16 protein-coding genes and 1 pseudogene are annotated in these 19,658 nt (G+C 45.2%); 11 read left to right on the forward strand and 6 right to left on the reverse strand.

Going from position 1 to position 19,658, the window contains the following annotated elements; translation table 11 throughout:
* The 3 genes and pseudogenes from ATL39_RS17335 to ATL39_RS17540 form a co-directional block, all read left to right on the forward strand.
* A pseudogene (locus tag ATL39_RS17335) lies at window positions 1-315 on the forward strand (adhesive domain-containing protein); the annotation flags it as partial.
* 76 nt (window positions 316-391) lie between these two features.
* Window positions 392-2,116 (forward strand): hypothetical protein, encoded by a 1,725-nt coding sequence (locus tag ATL39_RS03385; protein WP_120191867.1) that lies wholly within the window; start codon window positions 392-394, stop codon window positions 2,114-2,116.
* Window positions 2,109-2,906, forward strand: a complete 798-nt coding sequence (locus ATL39_RS17540) for a class D sortase (protein ID WP_245960903.1) — start codon at window positions 2,109-2,111, stop codon at window positions 2,904-2,906. Before ATL39_RS03385 ends, ATL39_RS17540 begins: the two co-directional genes overlap by 8 nt.
* Before the next feature lie 82 nt (window positions 2,907-2,988).
* On the opposite strand, the gene ATL39_RS03395 is transcribed toward ATL39_RS17540, so the two are convergent.
* The 3 genes from ATL39_RS03395 to ATL39_RS03405 form a co-directional block, all read right to left on the reverse strand.
* Window positions 2,989-4,194 carry a helix-turn-helix domain-containing protein gene (locus ATL39_RS03395; RefSeq protein WP_120191868.1) on the reverse strand — a complete coding sequence of 402 codons (1,206 nt, stop codon included), beginning with the start codon at window positions 4,192-4,194 and terminating at the stop codon, window positions 2,989-2,991.
* Window positions 4,195-4,437: 243 nt separating this feature from the next.
* Window positions 4,438-5,946, reverse strand: a complete 1,509-nt coding sequence (locus ATL39_RS03400; RefSeq protein ID WP_120191869.1) for a UDP-N-acetylmuramoyl-L-alanyl-D-glutamate--2,6-diaminopimelate ligase — start codon at window positions 5,944-5,946, stop codon at window positions 4,438-4,440.
* Between the two features lie 378 nt (window positions 5,947-6,324).
* A complete protein-coding gene (locus tag ATL39_RS03405; RefSeq protein ID WP_120191870.1) occupies window positions 6,325-7,380 on the reverse strand; it encodes an aromatic acid exporter family protein in 1,056 nt (351 codons plus the stop codon).
* Window positions 7,381-7,546: 166 nt separating this feature from the next.
* Here ATL39_RS03405 and ATL39_RS03410 point away from each other — a divergent pair, with 166 nt between their 5' ends.
* The 7 genes from ATL39_RS03410 (at window position 7,547) to ATL39_RS03440 (ending at window position 16,457) form a co-directional block, all read left to right on the forward strand.
* A complete protein-coding gene (locus ATL39_RS03410) occupies window positions 7,547-8,560 on the forward strand; it encodes a zinc-binding alcohol dehydrogenase family protein (protein WP_120191871.1) in 1,014 nt (337 codons plus the stop codon).
* A gap of 173 nt (window positions 8,561-8,733) precedes the next feature.
* Complete coding sequence (locus ATL39_RS03415; protein WP_120191872.1) at window positions 8,734-10,113, forward strand: FAD-dependent oxidoreductase; 1,380 nt, start codon at window positions 8,734-8,736, stop codon at window positions 10,111-10,113.
* Between the two features lie 190 nt (window positions 10,114-10,303).
* The gene (locus ATL39_RS03420) at window positions 10,304-11,314 is read left to right on the forward strand and encodes a zinc-binding alcohol dehydrogenase family protein (RefSeq protein WP_120192015.1); all 1,011 of its coding nucleotides are present in this window, start codon (window positions 10,304-10,306) and stop codon (window positions 11,312-11,314) included.
* A 16-nt stretch (window positions 11,315-11,330) separates the two neighbouring features.
* Window positions 11,331-12,269, forward strand: a complete 939-nt coding sequence (locus tag ATL39_RS03425; RefSeq protein WP_120191873.1) for an NADP-dependent oxidoreductase — start codon at window positions 11,331-11,333, stop codon at window positions 12,267-12,269.
* 29 nt (window positions 12,270-12,298) lie between these two features.
* Window positions 12,299-12,739, forward strand: a complete 441-nt coding sequence (locus tag ATL39_RS03430) for a hypothetical protein (RefSeq protein ID WP_120191874.1) — start codon at window positions 12,299-12,301, stop codon at window positions 12,737-12,739.
* 159 nt (window positions 12,740-12,898) lie between these two features.
* Window positions 12,899-14,629, forward strand: a complete 1,731-nt coding sequence (locus ATL39_RS03435) for an ABC transporter ATP-binding protein (protein ID WP_120191875.1) — start codon at window positions 12,899-12,901, stop codon at window positions 14,627-14,629.
* The gene (locus tag ATL39_RS03440; protein WP_120191876.1) at window positions 14,622-16,457 is read left to right on the forward strand and encodes an ABC transporter ATP-binding protein; all 1,836 of its coding nucleotides are present in this window, start codon (window positions 14,622-14,624) and stop codon (window positions 16,455-16,457) included. The genes ATL39_RS03435 and ATL39_RS03440 overlap by 8 nt, the downstream gene beginning before the upstream one ends.
* A 38-nt stretch (window positions 16,458-16,495) precedes the next feature.
* On the opposite strand, the gene ATL39_RS03445 is transcribed toward ATL39_RS03440, so the two are convergent.
* Complete coding sequence (locus ATL39_RS03445) at window positions 16,496-17,497, reverse strand: LLM class flavin-dependent oxidoreductase (protein WP_120191877.1); 1,002 nt, start codon at window positions 17,495-17,497, stop codon at window positions 16,496-16,498.
* 15 nt (window positions 17,498-17,512) lie between these two features.
* Entirely contained in the window at window positions 17,513-17,842 is a 330-nt protein-coding gene (locus ATL39_RS03450) for a tRNA-binding protein (protein ID WP_120191878.1), read from the reverse strand.
* A gap of 121 nt (window positions 17,843-17,963) precedes the next feature.
* On the opposite strand from ATL39_RS03450, the gene ATL39_RS03455 reads away from it, so the two are divergent.
* Complete coding sequence (locus ATL39_RS03455) at window positions 17,964-18,998, forward strand: aldose epimerase family protein (protein WP_120191879.1); 1,035 nt, start codon at window positions 17,964-17,966, stop codon at window positions 18,996-18,998.
* Between the two features lie 68 nt (window positions 18,999-19,066).
* On the opposite strand, the gene ATL39_RS03460 is transcribed toward ATL39_RS03455, so the two are convergent.
* Window positions 19,067-19,615, reverse strand: a complete 549-nt coding sequence (locus ATL39_RS03460; RefSeq protein WP_120191880.1) for a GbsR/MarR family transcriptional regulator — start codon at window positions 19,613-19,615, stop codon at window positions 19,067-19,069.
* Window positions 19,616-19,658: the final 43 nt, after the last annotated feature.

Genomic DNA, 19,658 nt, shown 5'->3' on the forward strand with positions numbered 1-19,658 from the left:
GGAGATGCTGATGCGGACGGAGATGCTGACGCGGACGGAGATGCTGATGCGGACGGAGACGCCGACGCGGACGGAGATGCTGACGCGGATGGAGATGCCGACGCCGATGGTACTGGCGCGGGAACTAACGTCGATGATAGTGGATCCGGTGGAGAGACATCTGCAGAAGAGGATAGTGGTCAGGCCGGAGCAGATGGCGAAAGGCTGCCTGACACTGCTACAAATATCTTTACCATTGGATTAGCAGGACTTGGTATTGCATTGGCCGGTATTTTAGCAAAAGTTGCATTAAATAGAAGAAATAAATGGCAGTAAATAATACCTTCCCCCATTTTTTGGGGGAAGTACATACATAGAACATCGTTTCGTTTAATTAAAAGGAGGAACAGGCATGCCTTGGAAAATAGAAGAACAACTTAAAGGGTTTTCGCTGCTTAAACAGAGCCTGCTTTCCAAAGAAAAAGATATAGCTGAAAAAAACCGTGGTTTTTTTGGAAGAAAACAGAAATTTATCGTGTTTCTTTCTGTCAGCGATGGCAGTAAGCGTGCGTCCGTTTATTCTGCTTCTGCTAATACGCTGGAGGCCGGCATTAAAATGGTTCAGCAGTTGTGCAGCAAAAACCTCAAATCTTCAGAACGTTTAATAGCGAGGCTGGAAGCCGTCGTTTCACCGGAGGCGATGACGTTAGAGGAGTTTTTCACGCTTTCCACAAAAACGAAAAAAAATTATCTGCGTAAAGGAATCTCCTTTGATGAGCAGTTTAATCTCGCTTTTATGGAACAGGAAGTGTTGAGCAACGCCTTTATATTAAAATCAACTAAAAAAACACAGGATGTACTGTCGCTGAAAAACATCAATGCTTATGCAAAAGCCCATAGAGGGTTCCAATACCCCATACTGGAAACTCATATTAAACAGGTTATTTTATTCAATACGATTGGGTTTTTCTGTGAAAATGACAGTGTGGAAGAATTGGAAAGTGGAGGGCTGAACCACGGCCGTAGAAAGCTGCCGGAAGCGGATGCCGATACGGTTTTTCAGGTAATAGAAAGCTCTTCCCGATTTTTGGCAGGGGAAGTAAAAGAAAATGGGGCCTTCACATATGGGTATTTCACCCATTTTTATAAGGAAATCAAATGGTACAATATGCTTCGCCATGCAAGCACCATTTACTCTATGATCGAAGCTTATACATTAACAAAAAGCACTGATTTAAAAAATTCAATTGATCGGGCTGTTGAATATTTAATTGATCAGGGTATCGTTTTAAAATCCCATCGCACCTATGGTACAGCCGCCTACGTAGTAGATGAAAAAAATGATAACGAAATCAAGCTGGGTGCTAATGGGGTTGCTCTGCTGGCCTTATGTAAATATACGAGCGTTTTCGAAGATACGTCTTATATGCACGTCATGAAAGCCCTTGGCAGGGGAATTCAATCCATGCAGGAAAAAGACGGCCGATTTGTTCACATTCTTTATGCGGAAGATCTTCAGGTGAAAGAAGCATTTCGAATCATTTATTATGACGGGGAAGCAGCCTTTGCATTAATGCGTCTGTATGAGTTGGATCGTGAGGAGAGCTGGCTTCGCACAGTAGTCCGCACGTTTGATTATTTTATAGAACATGATTACTGGAAACATCACGATCATTGGCTTAGCTATTGTACGAATGAGCTGACGAAGTATCTTCCTGAAGATAAATATTTTCAGTTTGGTTTAAAAAACGTGCAACGAAAGCTGGAGTTTATTTACCACCGTGAAACAACCTATCCGACGTTTCTTGAGCTGTTAATGGCAGCCCATCATATGATAGAAGTAATGAAACAACAAGGAAAGAGCTACCTGCTGGAGGGTTTCCCGACCGAACGGGTTTACGAAACCATTGAAAAAAGAGCTTTGTATCAGCTGAATGGCTATTTTTTCCCCGAAACAGCTATGCACATGAAATATCCCAACAAAATTGAAGGAGCGTTTTTTATCAGGCATCACTCATTTCGCACGAGAATTGATGATATTGAACATTATTTATCCGGCTACTGCCATTATTATATGGAATATTTGGGAGAGGAGAGTCCTGCAGGGAAGCAGAAGGAGATGATCCTGAATGATTAAAAAAATAACATCTTTATTAATCGCTGCCGGGCTCGCTATGGTCGGTTTCAGCGTATACGATTATATGTCCGTCCAGCAGGAGGAAGCAGCTACAGTCGGGGAAATTGAAGAACTGCTTGGAAAAGATGAAGAAGAGCAAGGCGAGTCCAGCTGGTTTTCCTTCTTCGACAGTCCGGGCGGCAGTTCTTCTTCTGTGCCAGCCGAAGAGGAGGGGTCTGAAACAAGCACAGCGACCTCAATAGAAGAAACCCCGGATCAAGGCCAGAACTTAGAACAAGCAGACCCTGCCGGGAGAGAAAATTCCTCTCGGGATGAAATATCCGGACATGATGAAGATATGGCGCAGACACCGGAAAATTCATCTGATTCTTCAGAACAGGCGGATGCTTTTAACCCACAGACCGGTGACGGTATAGCTCTGCTTCATATTCCATCGATTGGGGCCGAACTTCCCGTAGTAGAAGGGGTGGATGCGGACAGTCTCCGCAAAGGGGTGGGCCATATGACAGAAACCGTACTTCCCGGCCAGGGGGAGCAGATACTATTTTCCGGCCACCGGGACACGACCTTTACCGATTTCGGAGAATTGGAAAACGGTGATCGATTTATTGTAGAACTGCCTTATGGAACATATGAATATGAAATGAGGCATTCAGAAATTGTCGATCGGGAAGATAGAAGTGTCATCCGTCCCATGGGTGAAGAGGTGTTAACACTTTCTACCTGTTATCCCTTTAACTACTTAGGTGATTCTCCGGAAAGGTTTATCATCTACGCTTACCCTGTATAAGAGCAGTCTGTCTAAAATTTAGATAAGGGATATAGATTATGAATTGTTAAATTTGACTGTGAGTGAATTAAAAGGCGTAAAATTAACCGCCTTTTCGAAATTCGTTAGGGGTCTGTTTTGTTACTTTTTTAAATTGATGCGTAAAATAACTTTGGCTCTGAAAACCGCAGTAATAAGAAATGTCTAAAATCGAATGGGTGGAATGTCTGAGGAAATGTTTGGCCTTACTGATTCGTTTATTCAGAAGAAATTCCTGAATGGAGTAGCCGGTGTCTTTTTTAAAAAGAGTGGAGATGTAGTTGGGGTGACGGCTGCAGTAGTCCGCAATATCCTTTAAAGATATATTCTCATGCAGATGCTTTTCTATATATTCTACAATCAGTTGAGTCATTCGATTGTAGTCGGCGGTAACATGGCGTTTAATTCTTAAAAGAACGGTTTTTAACAATTGCTGCTCCAATGACCGGCGGATTTCAGGAATTTCGATATTTTGCTGGGCTTCGACTTTCTTAATTAACGATTCGCCCAGCTTTATGGTCTGCAGAGGATCAAGGCCTGCTTCAATAGCGGTGCGGATGATCGTATTAACGAAAACAATAAGGTTATTTTTAATGGAACGGGAGTGGGTGCTTGCCAGCGTCAGGGAATCATAACGATCAAATGACGGCATAAGTTCTAATACTTGCTCGTCTCCGTTTCTCAAAAGGTGAAGAAATTGTTGTTCGAGTTTATAAGGGAAAGGAGTATACTCTTCGGACTGCTGAAATATTTGGTCTTCCGGTAGAATATCTTCTTCAAATTCCGTACTGCTTTCGTTAGATGAAGGGTAGGCATGTGTTTTTATCAAACGAAGCATATCTTTTAAATAATTAATCTGTCTTAGCGTACAGGAAGGAGGAACAGGAGTTGTGGTCGGTATTAATTCATCTTTCCGAAGTTTTGAGGATGCACTTTTTTCAAAAGAAAAGAGAGGTGGATTTTCTAAAAGGAAAGGACCAGCTGCTATCCATTCTTCTTCAAGAGATAAATGTTTACTGACGATGAAATGGTAATTGTTGGAGTCAGAAACTAACTTCACACAGGAAGGGTCTTCTAAAGAAGTATCCTCGGTTAATAATTTCTGCAGATACGCTCGGTCGAACACATACCATGGGTCGATATCCGGACGTGCAGAATGAATTTCCCCTCTGTGATTAAATATGCAGATAGGAAGCCTGGTTGTATAGTGAAAAAAAGCCAGCTGTTCTGTAATGGATTGAAAATGGAAAGATGACTCGGATAAAGGCATCTAACCCCTCCTTAAGATAATCTTTATATATTTATAAAAATCTTATAATAATAGAAAAAAGCAGATTCATAATATAGTAGTCTTTAATTACTTTAATCTGGCGACTAAAGTTCTAGTTTTATTATATCTAATTTTCAACAAAATTCCAATAGTGTTTAAATATGTAACTTAATAGTGCATTAAAAAGGACTGCCGGTTTAAAGGGCAGTCCTTTTTACGTATATACCTTTTTATCTTCCGAAGTCATCCTTGAATAATGTTTGGGGTTTTTTCTTTATCAAAGAAATCCTGAATAACCTGCAGCTCATCGTAAGGAACCTGTTCTCCTTTTACGTGCTGATAGCCGCCGAAGCCTAATCCGGTAATAAGTACCAGATCCCCCTCCTCTGACAGGGACAGGGAACGGTGAATGGCATCCTGCCTTAGAGGTTCTTTATATACATTCGAGGCGTTAGGGTCGCTGAAGCCGGATGCTACATCTTCTGCTACTTTTTCCCGGTCTACAAAACCAGGGTGGTCAACGCTGACAACAAATGCATCTGCTTTACCTTCTGCTGCCTTAGCCATTTTAGGCCTTTTACCAGGGTCTCTTAAACCAATGCCTGTCAGCATTAAAATAAGTCTGCGGTGCTTAAGCTTTTTAGCAGCTTCAATGACCAGTTCGAGCGCGTCGGGCGTATGTGCATAATCCAGAATTATTTTGTAGCTCGGGTAATGATCAATTATCTGGAAACGTCCTTCCGGTCCTTCAATAAATGGAAGCTGGGCAACAATCTGATCTTCTTCCAATCCTAAATGAATACAGGCACATACAGAAGAAAGAAGGTTGGATACGTTATACGTGCCAAAGATTGGCACATGAATGTCATACCGGTTGTTTTGGATAACGATCGTTAACGATGTACCGTGTTCGTCGGGAACGATCTGTTCTGCATATACATCAGCTTTTGTTTCGATACTATACGTTAATAGAGGGCCTTTGAAAATGGAGAGAATATCATCGGACATTCCTTCATCGTCAAGATTTACTACGGCGCGTTTGGACTGCAGAAACAATTTAAGTTTAGACTGCTTATAATGATTCATCGTTTCATGAAAATCCAAATGCTCGGGTGAAAGGTTCGTATGAATACCGACGTCAAACATAATACCGTGAAGACGCTGCTGTTCAATGGCAATAGAAGTGGCTTCGAGCGATACTGCTTTTGCCCCGTTTTGGTATATTCTATCAAAAATAGCATGCAGATCCGGTGCTTCCGGTGTGGTAGGTGTTGTCTGCTTAAACATAAGTTTGCTTTTATGATCCCACATACCTGCTGTTCCCATAATGCCTGTAGGAACTGCCAGACGATTAAGCAGTGTACGTGTATATGCCGTTACGGTCGTTTTTCCGTTTGTTCCCGTAACGGCAACGGTCTTTAAAGATTTATGAACAAAATTATGGAAAAATATTGAAAATTCTGCCATTGCGATTTTTGAATCGGCAACTTCAAGAAACGTAATTGAAGGAAAAGCGGCGGCAAGTTCCTGGAGAAATGGTCCGTTCGAACCGACAATCATTGATGCTCCGTTGTTGATTGCTTCCCTGGCATATTCGTGTCCATCCGCCTGAGAGCCGATAATACAAAAGAAGGCAGCGTTTTTTTCTGCATTCGAAGAGTTATAGCACAGGGAGTCGACCTCCGTCTGTTCCGGTCCCCATATAGACGTAATAGATAGGTGCTGCTGTGCAGTTGTTAGCGAGAAAAGCATAGTCACGACTCCTTTTATGAGATAACGTGCTGTTTGAGCACTTTTCTGGTGTATAAATAATGTATACGAAAATATAGAGCGATCGGATCACTTATTATGTATAAATTGTTTTTACTATATTATTAAGTACCCTGTCCTGAGCATGTAAAAACGTTTTAAAAAGGCTATACAGAAAAATAGGAAGTTTGATCGACACACGCTCAACATAAACCAGCTTTTCTAAGTATAAACGCTAGCCCTATAATAATCCAATAATTAAAAGTAAGGATTTTCCCCGGCGGCAATACCCAATTCACCCAGGCATTATAAAAGGTGACTAAAAGTGAATAATAATAAGAATATACCGCTGTGCTATATATTGTTTAATGCAATTACTGCTCAAAAGCCGGATGTATCTTCTTCATATTGAGCATGAATGTTTTCCAGTTCTTCCAGCACATCGTGAATGGACAGCAGAACATATAAAATAATTACTTCCCCGGAAAAATGATGATGATAGGCGGATTCATTCGTTTCCGGCCAATCAAGCTGTACCTGCCGAAAAGTGTAGTCCAGCTGTTCGATAACTTGATAATGCGCCTCCGTTATGCTCCGGCTTTTCCGCTCCAGCACGTTGGCGATGGAGTGGGCAGCCTGATTTACGACCTCCTGCTTTTCCGGAAAAAGATTAAAATGATCGTCTTTGAGCATAAATAAGCTGTGCGTATGGTAAATAATCCGTTCCAATGCATAAAGCTGTTCTTTTTGATAAGTGAAAAACATCATATCCCGGTCGCTGTAGCGGTGGTATTTCCATTCTTTTTTCTGGTGGGAAATCAGTTCAATAGAAGCATTCAGCTGTCTTTGCATATCGGAAAAACGCTTTCGGGTGTAATTTTTGGATTCCCCGGTCTCCACAATTTCCGCCATTTTTTCAAGGAGGAGCCGGCCGGCCTGGGAAAACAGTACATCATTTTTTTCCGCCACCATTCTTGAGAAATGAGGAGGGAGAATGGTGAGGTTAACGATGGTGGATACGCTGATTCCAATCAGCGTGGTGCCGGCACGCTGAATGAATTCGATCAAATAAGGAGCTTCTGCCACAGGGATCATCAACACGGCTGTCAGTGTAGCAACCAGAATTCCTGCTTCCAAACGAAGCTTATAGCATATGTAAATGGTCAGCACGGCCGCCAGCGTAAACGCAACAGCGGACTGGCCGAATACAAACAAAGAGCCTAAAGAAAGCGCGGTGCCGATTAAAGTTGCGGGAAAGCGCTGCAGTCCCTTCTGCACGCTGTCGGCTGCCGTTGGTTCGAGCGTCACTACAGCGGCGATTACGGCAAAAGCCGGAGGGAGTTCGAAAAACCGGCAGATCAGTACAGTGAAAAAAACGGCGAGCGCTGTTTTTATCATCCGCTCCCCTCTTATTTTAGAAACCCATTTTTTTATCATAATAAAACGCCTTCCTGCAATAATATCTTTTTTCAGTATAAAGGAAAAAAATAAACATGTCTTGGTGCTTTAAAGGAAAACGGTTTCGAAATCTTCTTAAGTAAGGTACTCTGAAATATAAGATAAGATTCGTTTGAAGCAAAATCACCTGGATGGAGGGGCAGCTATGAAAGCAGTAGGTTTTTATCAATATCTTCCTATAGAAGAAAAAGAAAGTTTCCTTAACGTAGAAGTACCGGATCCGGTACCGGGTACACATGACCTCGTTGTTCGAGTGAAGGCCGTTTCCGTCAACCCCGTAGACACAAAAACGCGGATGTCCAAAGGATCTGAAGTAACAGAGGATCATCCACAGATCATCGGATGGGACGCTGCAGGTGTAGTAGAAGCCGTCGGCGAACACTGCCAGATTTTTAAGCCGGGAGACGAAGTATACTATGCGGGAGATAAGTCACGTCCCGGAGCCTATGGGGAAAAACACATAGTGGATGAACGTATCGTCGGCAAGAAGCCAAGACAGCTCAGCTTTGCAGAGAGTGCTGCTTTGCCGTTGACGGCCATCACCGCCTGGGAAGGTATGTTTACCAGGCTGGGCATTGATTCGGAGAAAGATCAGTATAAATCTATTTTAATTATCGGTGGAGCAGGAGGAGTGGGCTCGATTGCAATCCAGCTTGCCAAATGGGCAGGCCTGCATGTGATTGCAACTGCTTCCAGACCGGAAACAGAGGAATGGTGCACAAAGATGGGCGCCGATGAAGTGATTAATCACCGGGAGCCGCTCCTTTCCCAGCTGCAGGCGCTTGGAATTGAGAGCGTTCCATACATTTTCTGTCTAAATGACACCGCCTATCATTGGGGAAACATGGTTGACTCCATCGCGCCGCAGGGAAAAATCTGCTCTATTGTTGGATCTAAGGAGGCGCTCGATCTTTCCCAGCTTCAGCACAAAAGTGTTACATTTGCCTGGGAATACATGTTTACAAGGGCGCTGTACCAGACCGATGATATGATTGCCCAGCACCGGCTGCTTACAGAAGTCAGCGAGCTTCTCGATAAAGGAGCGCTTCAGACTACGTTGACGGTAACATTGTCACCGCTCGAAGCCGATACGGTGAAAGAGGCTCACAAAAAAGTAGAATCCGGAAAAATGATCGGAAAGCTTGTTATAGAAGTGTAGTAAACAAAGAACCGCGGCGCTGCATAGGCTGCGGTTTTTCTGTCTGTGAACTTTATGTGAAAAAATTCACAAATGCTTGCAGAACATATAAAGGCGTACTATACTAAGGTTAACAAATAAATGTGAATCATTTCACAATATATGTGAAAACATTCACAACAGGAGGAACTACTATGAAAATAGCAGTTATTGGCTGCACCCACGCGGGAACAGCAGCTATTACCAATATGGCAGAAATGTACCCGGAAGCCGACATCCACGTATTCGAAAAAAATAATAATATATCTTTTTTATCCTGCGGCATCGCTTTATACGTCGGCGGAGTGGTAAACGATCCGGATGGATTGTTTTATGCATCTCCTAAAGGAATGGAAGAATTAGGGGTGCACATGCACCTTGAACACGAAGTGCTAGAAACTGATACGGAAAACAAAACGCTGCTGGCTAAAAATCTGCAGACAAATCAAGAAACGGTATATGGTTTCGATAAGCTGGTAATTACTACCGGTTCATGGCCGATCACCCCGCCGATTCCAGGGCGGGAGCTTGATAATATTATGCTCTGCAAAAACTTCAATCATGCAAAGCATATTATTAAACAGGCACAGCATGCCGAAAGCATTACCGTGGTCGGAGCCGGCTACATCGGCATTGAGCTGGTGGAAGCTTTTGAAGAAGCCGGTAAAAAAGTTACGTTAATCGACGGAGAAACAAGAATTTTGAACAAGTACCTGGATCCGGAATTTACCGCTCCAGTACAGAAGTCCCTGGAAGACCGGGGTGTGAATATGGTGCTTGGAGAAACGGTCCGCGAATTTAAAGGAGAAGAAGGAACAGTACAGAAAGTGCTGACAACTAATGGAGAATATGAAACAGACATGGTCGTAATGTGTATCGGATTCCGTCCCAATACAGATTTGTTCCGCGGCGAAGTGGATATGCTCGACAATGGTGCAATTATCGTAGACAAATATATGCAGACAAGCCGGAAAGATGTGTTTGCTGCCGGTGACTGCTGCACGGTTCCTTATAATCCTACAGGTGGTAATGCGTATATTCCGCTGGCTACAAACGCGGTACGCATGGGAACGCTGGTCGCCCATAACCTGGAAAAACCTGTTCTGGCCCACCCCGGTACGCAGGGAACATCCGGTTTGAAAATCTATGAGCATCAAATGGCTTCTACCGGACTGACGGAAATGGCGGCGAAACAGGCCGGTTTTGATACCGGAACTGCTGTAGTGGAGGACGATTACCGGCCAGCATTTATGCCGGATAATGCTGTCATTAAGCTGAAAATTGTATATGACACAAAAACACACCGTCTGCTGGGCGCACAGGTTATTTCCGAAGCGGATTTCACCCAGTCCATCAATACGCTGAGCGTGGCGATTCAACAGCAGATGACGGTAGAACAGCTTGCGATGAATGATTTCTTTTTCCAGCCTCACTTTAACAAGCCTTGGAATTACCTTAATATGGCCGGACTTGAAGCGATGAAAAATATAAAAGCACGGGCTGCAGATAAAAGAAAAGTACCGGCTGCTGTTTAATTCCCAATGATAGAATATAAAAAAGCACGGCTACCGGCCGTGCTTTTAATTATGTCCAAATAAAGGCAGTACAAAAATTCATACTGTAAAGAATGGGCATTAAGGTTTTAATCTATAGAAAAAAAGGTAAATTATTTAAGATGAATTTAATGAAAAATATGAAACATGAGCAGAAGAAAGGATGTACCTTATGAAAGCAGTTGGATTTTTTGAATCTTTATCTATTGATAACAATGAAAGCTTACAAAATATAACAAAAGATAAACCGAAAGCAGAAGATCATGATATTCTTGTACGGATAAAAGCGGTGTCAGTTAATCCGGTAGATACAAAAGTCAGGATGTCCGGGACAGAAAAAACGGAGGAAGCCCGGGTTCTTGGGTTTGATGCAGCTGGTGTTGTAGAAGAAGTAGGGGAACGCTGTCAGCTGTTTAAGCCGGGAGACGAAGTTTATTATGCCGGAGATATCACCAGGCCCGGTACCAACAGTGAGTTTCATCTAGTTGATGAACGGATTGCAGGAAAGAAGCCGAAAAGCCTCAGCTTTGCAGAGAGTGCCGCCATGCCTCTTACGACGCTTACGGCCTGGGAAGGACTGTTCGAGCGGATGGGTATTTCCAGCGAAAAAGACAAGCGGAAGCCGATTTTGATTATCGGCGGCGCCGGCGGAGCGGGATCTGCAGCTATTCAGCTGGCAAAGACTGCCGGCCTGGAAGTTATAGCCACCGCTTCCCGTGAAGAATCGGCGGACTGGTGCCGGGAATTAGGAGCAGATCACATTATTAATCATAAGCAGGATCTGCTTCCGCAGCTGCAGCAGTCCGGTTTTCCGGACGTGCCGTATATTTTCTGCCTGAATGATACAGCCGGGCATTGGGAAAGTATGGCTGAAATCATAAGTCCACAGGGAATTATCTGTTCCATTGTGGAAACAGAAGAGAAGCTGGACCTGACGATGCTTCAGCATAAAAGTGCTGCTTTCGTCTGGGAATTCATGTTCACGCGTTCCACTTATATGACAGATGATGTTCGTGAACAGCACCGGATTTTAAATGAAGCAGCAGAAATGATCGACAAAGGAGTGCTGCGATCTACGTTGACAGAAACACTGTTTCCTATAAATGCCGAACAAATCAGGGAAGCCCACCGGAAAGTAGAATCCGGCAGAATGATCGGAAAAGTAGTGATAGCAGAAGACTAGAAGGAGGGCACACGACATGAAAGCCATCGTCATTGAAAAGTATGGAAATGAAAATGAATTTAAAGAGGTAGAAATGGACAGACCTGTTCCTAAAGCGGGACAGGTTCTGATCGAAGTAAAAGCAGCCTCTGTAAACCCGCTCGACTGGAAAGTAAGAGAGGGGTACTTAAAAGACAGGCTTCCTCTGCGCTTTCCGGCCATTTTAGGATGGGATGCAGCAGGAGTGATTGTAGAGACAGGAAGCGGGGTATCGGCTTTTAAAAAAGGCGACGCCGTATTTGCTAAAACAGAAACCAATGAAAACGGAACGTACGCGGATTATACCTGTATAGAAGAAGAAAAACTGGCTAAAATGCCGGAACGGCTCTCTTTTTCGGAAGCGGCTTCCGTTCCGCTTGCCGGCCTTACAGCATGGCAGGTACTAAACGATGTAGCGGATGTGCAGGACGGGGATAACGTATTGATTCTCGGCGGCGCCGGCGGCGTAGGAAGCTTTGCGGTACAGATTGCCAAGCATAAAGGTGCGTATGTAGCCGCTACGGCTAGTGAAGAAAATCAGGGATTTTTAAAATCAATTGGAGCCGACCGCCCTATTGATTATAAAAAAGAAGATCCCGCTGATCTGCTAAGCGATGTCGATTTAATATTTGACCTTGTAGGCGGTTTGACAGCAGAAAAGGCGCTTCCTGCTTTAAAAGAGGGGGGACTTCTTGTCTCCGTTGCGGGAAATCCGGATACAGAAGCCGCCAGAAGCAGAAATATCCGCACTGTTTATCATTCAATTGAAGCAAGCGGAAAGCAGCTGCAGGAAATTTCGGTTCTGCTGCAGCTTGATATGATTGTTCCTGTCGTAACAGAAGTACTGCCGATGACGGCAGCCGGAGTAAAGCAGGCTCATCAGTCCAGCCAGGAAGGCCACGTCCGCGGCAAGCTGGTGCTCAATAACCAAAAGTAGAAGATGGAAGTACTATTAGGAGGGTTTTGATGTTTGGATTAGATAAAAACAAAAATGCAGATGGTGTTATTAATTGCAGCTTTCCTTTTGTTAAGCCAAAAGCAAAAAAAGAAATGGATGGCCAGGTGAGAGTGAATTATGTGCCGGTAGAAGTACGTGCAGGCCGCGATTACACAATAGATCAGGAATCGGATCTCGAAGTATATTTTCTGGAAGATGACGACCAGAAATCGATTGAAAGCATGATTGAGGTGCTGTCTACCTGTGTATATAACAGCCTGATTAAGCAGATGTATATGGAAGGGGAAATTCCATCCCAGGATCGTATTAAGTTCTTTGAAAAGCATACGGACAATTCGATCGACACGAAAAAAGTTGTAAATGAAATAAAAATGTCCTGGAATGAATCGGAGCAGTGCTACGGTCCAAAAGGTGAAGTTGAAAAAACCGTACGAGAAGACATGGTGTAAACAAGCTCAGCAAAAGCAGAATCCGTCCGGATTCTGCTTTTTTTTGGGCAGGAAGATAAAACAAGGCTTTTTGAAACCTCTGCTTTTGAGGCACAGGAACGGATATGGTAAAATACTTAGACACTCGAAGAGAATAAAGATAGGAGGGAGGAAGAAAAGGTGCGTAGAATTCTGACGTTTTTAGGGCCTTATAAAATAGGAATTGCAATCGCTTTATTTGTTATGCTCGTTGAACTTTCAGTCGAGCTGTTTCAGCCGTTTATTATAGCCAGAATTATCGATGAAGGCGTGATGCAGGAGGATCTGGGAGTGGTTTTTCGGCTCGGCGGCCTTCTGGTGGGACTATCGCTGGTAGCATTTGCCGGTGGGATTATCAGTTCTTTTTACGCCGCCCATATCAGCCAGAGTGCGGGTCTTGATATTCGAAGCCGCGTCTATCATAAAGTTCAGGCCTTTTCTTTCTCCCATTTCGCAGCTTTTCAGACATCTACGCTTTTAACGAGAATGACAAATGATGTTACATCAATACAGCAGACTATTTTTATGAGCCTGCGCTTTTTTATTCGTGCGCCGCTTCTTGTGGCGGGAAGTGTTGTTATGGCACTGGTTGTAAACTGGCAGCTGGGCCTGCTTTTTTTGATTACCGTTCCGATCATTCTCGGATTTCTTTTCTGGGTGATGAAGCGGGCCGATAAAATGTTCCGCACCGTCCAGGCAAAGCTTGATACGGTGAACCGGGTGATGCAGGACAACCTGTCCCGTATCCGCCTGATTCGTGTTTTTTTAAGACAGGATGTTGAAAAAGGTCATTTCACCGATTCAGCCCAGGATCTTCGTTTTCAAACCGTCTCGGCTCTGCGGATGGCTGAAATGACGATGCCGGTCATTCTGCTGATTATGAATGCTACTATTATCGGTGTTCTCTGGTTTGGAAATATACAGGTCCAGGCAGGATCAGCAACTACTGGAGAAATCGTGGCGCTGGTTAATTACGCGACGAGAATGACAGGGGCGCTTTCCATTTTTGGCTGGATTATTATGATGGTATCGAGAGCCAGAGCGTCCTCAGTACGGGTCGGGGAAGTCCTTGACACGGAAACAAAGCCTTTTACGGATAAAAAACGGACATCCGCTCCGGCAGCCGTAAACGGAAGACTTACTTTTGAAAATGTGGCATTTCATTATCCGGACACATCCATGCCGGTACTGGAAAACGTGAATTTTGATATAAAAGCAGGCGAACGAATTGCGATTCTTGGCGCTACCGGCTCCGGTAAAACGTCTTTGTTCCAGCTGATTCCCAAGCTGTATGAAGCCGATACCGGTACAATACGACTGGACGGCAAAGATATCCAAGAGATAGAAACAGCAGATCTGCGCCAGCACGTAGGCTATGTGCCGCAGGAGCCATTTTTGTTTACCGGAACGATGAGGGAAAACATCGAATGGGGTAAAGAAGATGCGACCGATGCAGAAATTGAAAAAGCAGCAAAGCGCGCCCAGATTCATGAGACGATTATGGATCTGCCGGATGGGTATCAAACACTGGTCGGCCAGAAAGGCGTCAATTTATCCGGCGGCCAGAAACAGCGTGTGTCGATTGCGCGGGCTTTTGTAAGGGAACCGGCTATTCTCCTGCTCGATGACAGCACGAGCGCTCTTGATGCAGGTACGGAAAAAAAGCTTGTTGAAGCACTGCAGGAGTACGCCTGTACGACCCTTCTTATTACGCAGAAAATCAGTACAGCCATGAATGCCGACAGAGTGTTTTTACTCGAAGACGGCACTATATCCGTGCAGGGAACTCATGAAGAACTGCTGAAAGAATCAGAGCTGTACCGGAAAATTACAGAGTCGCAGTTTGGAAAGGGGTCGGTGTCCTATGTTTAAGCAGATCAAAGACCCTTTTTCCTATTCGAGAGAAAAGCTTGGGGCAATGTATGAGGAATACGCTCCGAGAGCAGACCGCCCCAAGGTCCAGAACTGGCGGCAGACGTTAAAAAGATTATGGTCCTACTTAACATATAAGAAATGGAAGCTTGTCGTTATCATTATTATGATTGCTCTAAGCTCGGCTCTGGCACTGCTCGGGCCACTGCTCGTAGGGATGGGGATCGACCGGTTTATTGTTTCGCAGGAATCCTCTGTTATTGGAGTATTTCTGCTGTTGCTGGCCGGTGTGTATATTCTTCATTCGGTCACGGTGCTGATTCAGCAGTTTATGATGATCAGCGTGGCTCAGCTGGCTGTGTTTCATATGCGGCAGGATTTGTTTCACCATCTGCACGATCTGCCGATTCCTTTTTTTGATAAAAGGCAGCACGGCGATTTGATGAGCCGTGTTACCAACGACATGGATAATATCAGCACGACGCTGAACAGCTCCATTATTCAAGTGTTTACGAGCCTGCTGACGCTGATCGGTACATTGGCTGTTATGCTCTGGCTCAGTCCGCTTCTCACTGTTATTACGCTTACTATCGTTCCTTTGATGGCGGTCGGGCTGAAATGGATTACAAAGCGCACCCGGATATTATTTAAAGCACAGCAGCGCCGGCTGGGTGATCTGAATGGATATATTCAGGAAACAATGTCCGGCCAGCGCATGATCAAATCATTTTCCCAGGAGCCGAGAGTGCTGGAGGAATTTCATCATAAAAGCATGGAATTGAAGCAGGCGGGGTTCTGGGCACAGACAATTTCCGGATTTATTCCCAAACTGATGAACACGCTCAATAATGTCAGTTTTGCTCTTATAGCCGGCGCCGGAGGTTTCCTTGCTGTGCAGGGGGTCATCACGATAGGTGTGATCGTTGTATTTGTGGAATATGCACGACAGTTTACCCGTCCGCTGAGCGACCTGGCCAACCAGTTTAATACGATTTTGTCTGCGCTTGCCGGGGCGGAGCGGGTATTTGATATTATGGATGAAAAAAAGGAAGAGGAGCCGGAAGGCATATCTCCCTGGAAAACGATTCGGGGAGAAGTGGACTTCTCCCATGTCAGCTTTGCCTACGATAAAGAAAATGGACAGACTATTAAAGATATCAGCCTGCGTGCCAGGCCCGGAGAGACCGTGGCGTTTGTCGGGCCGACTGGAGCAGGGAAAACGACCCTTATCCAGCTGCTATCCCGCTTTTACGAGCCGGGTGAAGGACAGATTACACTCGATGGAGTAGACATTAATAAAGCCTCCCGGATTCATCTTCGGCAGCAGATGGGGTTTGTGCTTCAGGAAGCCTTTTTGTTTCAAGGATCGCTGCGGGAAAATATTCGCTACGGCCGTCTCGATGCCACTGATGAAGAAGTGGAAAAAGCAGCAAGAGAAGCTAACGCCCACAGCTTTATTATGAGGCTTCCGGATCAGTATGATACGGTTCTGCAGCAGGACGGAGACGGTATCAGCCAGGGACAGAAACAGCTGATTTCCATTGCCCGCGCTCTTTTGGCGGATCCTAAAATTCTTGTGCTTGATGAAGCGACGAGCAACGTAGACACTATTACAGAAGTGAAAATTCAGGAGGCCCTAGAGCGCCTGCTTAAAGGCAGGACTAGTTTCGTGATTGCCCACCGGCTCAATACCATCCAGCAGGCAGACCAGATTGTGGTACTGCAGGACGGTTCTATTGCTGAAAAAGGCTCCCATGAGGAGCTGATGAAGCAGAAGGGTTTTTATCAGCAGCTGCAGGCAAGCCAAATGGAGCATTATGTAAGTTAAAACCCGGGAACGCGTGGAAGCGGTCCCGGGTTTTTCTTTCAGCTGGATAGGTTAAATGCTTCGGCTAAAAGCGTATACGAACGCATGCGGGCTTCATGATCATAAATATTAGTAATAATAAGAGCCTCATCCGCCTGGTACTGTTCTGCCAGTTTTTCCAGCTTCGCTTTAACGGTGTGCGGCGTACCGACAATGGTCCGGGCCCGGTTTTCCCGGATCCGTTTTTTGTCGTCTTCGGACAGGCGCTGCTGAAATAGTTCATCCGGGGAAGGCAGCTTCGTACTTGTGCCCTTCTCTACGTTAAGCAGCCATCTGTCCTGGCTCAACGCGAGCTTGTCAGCTTCATCCTGGGTAGGAGCGCACACAACAAATATACAGAAATTTACCGCGGGAGAAGGAAGTCTTTCGCTCGGAAGGAAATTTTGAATATATGCTTCGGCAGCATCCTTTCCCTGCGTTGGATTAATAAAATGCCCGTAGGTAAAACCGGCACTGTTTCTGGCTGCATGTTTGGCTCCGCGCGTGGAAAGGCCGAGCACCCACGTTTCCGGCAGAAACGTTGTTTGGGGTGAGGCTTTAATGGACGCATAAGGATGGCCGCTCGGCAGATTGCTGTCAATAAAGCCCTGCAGGTCAGCTAAAAGCCTTGGGAATTCAATCAGGTTTTTCTTTACTCCGTCGGTCAGGGCGAGCCGGATGGTCTGGCCGCCTCCCGGAGACCGGCCGACACCAAGGTCAATCCGGCCGGGAAATAATGCTTCAAGCACCTTGAAATTTTCAGCGACTTTATAGGGGCTGTACTGCGGAAGCAGCACGCCCCCGGATCCGACCCGGATCCGGCTGGTGCAGGTAGCGAGGTGGGAAATTAATATTTCCGGTGATGTACCGGCGAGGCCGCTTGTACTGTGGTGTTCAGCGACCCAGAACCGCGAATACCCAAGGGCTTCTGCATGCTGGGCGAGCTCTTTTGTATTGCAGAGCGCTTCGTGGGCATCGGAGCCGGAAGGAATGGGCGACTGGTCTAATACACTTAGTTTCAAAAAAACGCAACCTTTCTATCCTAATTTGCTGCCGTTATAAATTTGTTTATCGGGCTGAATCAATACGACACCATTTTCTGAATATAATCCTAATACTAGTACTTCAGAACGGAAACCGGCAATCTGTCTGTCCGGGAAATTCACAACGGCCAGCACCTGTTTTCCGATAAGTTCTTCTTTTGTATAAAGGTCGGTCAGCTGGGCACTTGATTTCTTTTGGCCCAGAGCTTCTCCGAAGTCGATCCATAATTGATAAGCGGGTTTGACTGCTTCTGGAAAATCCTTTGACGCAGTGATCGTGCCGGCACGAATATCAAGAGCCTGAAAGTCATCTATAGACGCCATAAGTATCTTCCTCCTGAAAAAAGTATAGCATGAGCCGGGCCGGATTTTTAGAAAAAAGCATGAATCCGAATCAAAATGGGAATAAGGGGCAGGACAACCAAAACGGGAGGCAGACATTAATATGATAAAACAAAAAGAACTCGGCACCTATTCAGGAGAGATTTTGACGGAAACAGAGCTTACAAATGACAGCGGTCTCCGTGTAACGGCACTGAATCTGGGCTGCCGTATTAACGGCATTTATTTAACCAATGAAAAAGGGGAAGAAGAGAACCTGGTTCTGGCCTATGAAGATCCCGCTGATTATTTAACAGACGGAAATGCACTTGGGGCGGTAGTAGGCCGCGTAGCGGGAAGAATACCCGATGCTGAAGCCGAAGTGGAAGGGCAGAAGTATTCTCTGACGAAAAACCACGGTAATCATCATCTGCACGGCGGCGAAAAAGGATTTGCGAATGTATTCTGGGATGCGGCCATTCACGATGATGAGAAGAAGCCGGCTGTTGTATTTTCCTATACTGCCGAAGATGGAGAAGAAGGATATCCGGGACGTCTGGAAGTAACGGTCACCTATACGCTGGACCAGGACACGCTGATAATAGATTATAAAGCGTCGAGCGATAAAGCAACGCTGGTCAGCTTAACCAACCACAGCTACTTTAATTTAAGCGGGGATCTGCAGAGTTCGATCCTGAACCAGACGCTGAAAGGGCCGGCTGAAGGGGTACTCGAACTTGATGCTGAACTGATCCCGACAGGAGAAGTGCTGCCTGCCTCGGATATCTTTCCTATGCAGGACGGCGAGGCAATCAACACTATTAAGAAAAACGATCATCCGCAGCTGCTTTTAACCGGCAGAGGGCTGGATCATTTCTTTGTATGGGCGAAGACCAAAGAGGATATTGTGTTTGCAGGGGATACCGGTATAAAGATGACCGTGCAGACAACCGAGCCCGGGGCGGTTATTTACACCGCAGCTCAAATGGGAGACGATCTGAAGCTTAAAAACGGGCCATCGTTTCCATTTGCGGGCCTCTGCATTGAAACGCAGCGGCTGCCCGTTGGTTTTTCCAGCCAGGGAAAAACCTGTGAGCTCAAAGCAGATGAAACTTATCAGGCTTCTACGAGCTTTCATTTTGCCCCGAGGCTGAAGTAACAAAAGGAAATAAAAAAATCGCAGTCTCCTGTAAAGGAGCTGCGTTTTTTTTGCGTTACTTTAATGAATCAGGAAGGCCGGCGGGGCACCCACTCAAAAATTTTACCGCTTTCAAATATAAGAATAACCTCATCGAGCCATTCGTAGTATTCTACAGCTCCTTCGAGCTTTTCAATATCCATATGTATCATTTGTATATCTTCATCCTGCGCAGAGGAGAGCAGCAGACGAAGGTCTTTAAGTGCCTGAAGCGCTGCCTGGTGATTGTTATCGGTTGCTTCTCTCCATCTTGTGATAAACACGGAAGTAAACGATTTGTACCAGTCCTGCTCCGTCTGGTATAAATCCTTGCGTACTCCTTTTTCCCATACTCTTTCCACCATAGAAGCATCCATTAAGGAACGGATTCCTGTGCTCATGCTCATTTTGCTCATGCTGAGCGCATCGCTCATTTCATCAAGCGTCATAGGCTGTCCGGCAAAAAGAACGGTCCCATAGAGGCGGCCATTGGTTTCGGATATATTATATAACCCCATGTTCTGGGCAATAACTGATATAAACTGATGCCTGATCTGCTCTACCTGCGTTACGACCGGCAGTTCTCCTTTTTTATCCATAAGCACGCCCCCTGAATAAACTGCACATTACGTTTAGAATAGC

The sequence above is a fragment of the Sinobaca qinghaiensis genome (assembly GCF_003610495.1).
GTDB lineage: Bacteria > Bacillota > Bacilli > Bacillales > Marinococcaceae > Sinobaca > Sinobaca qinghaiensis.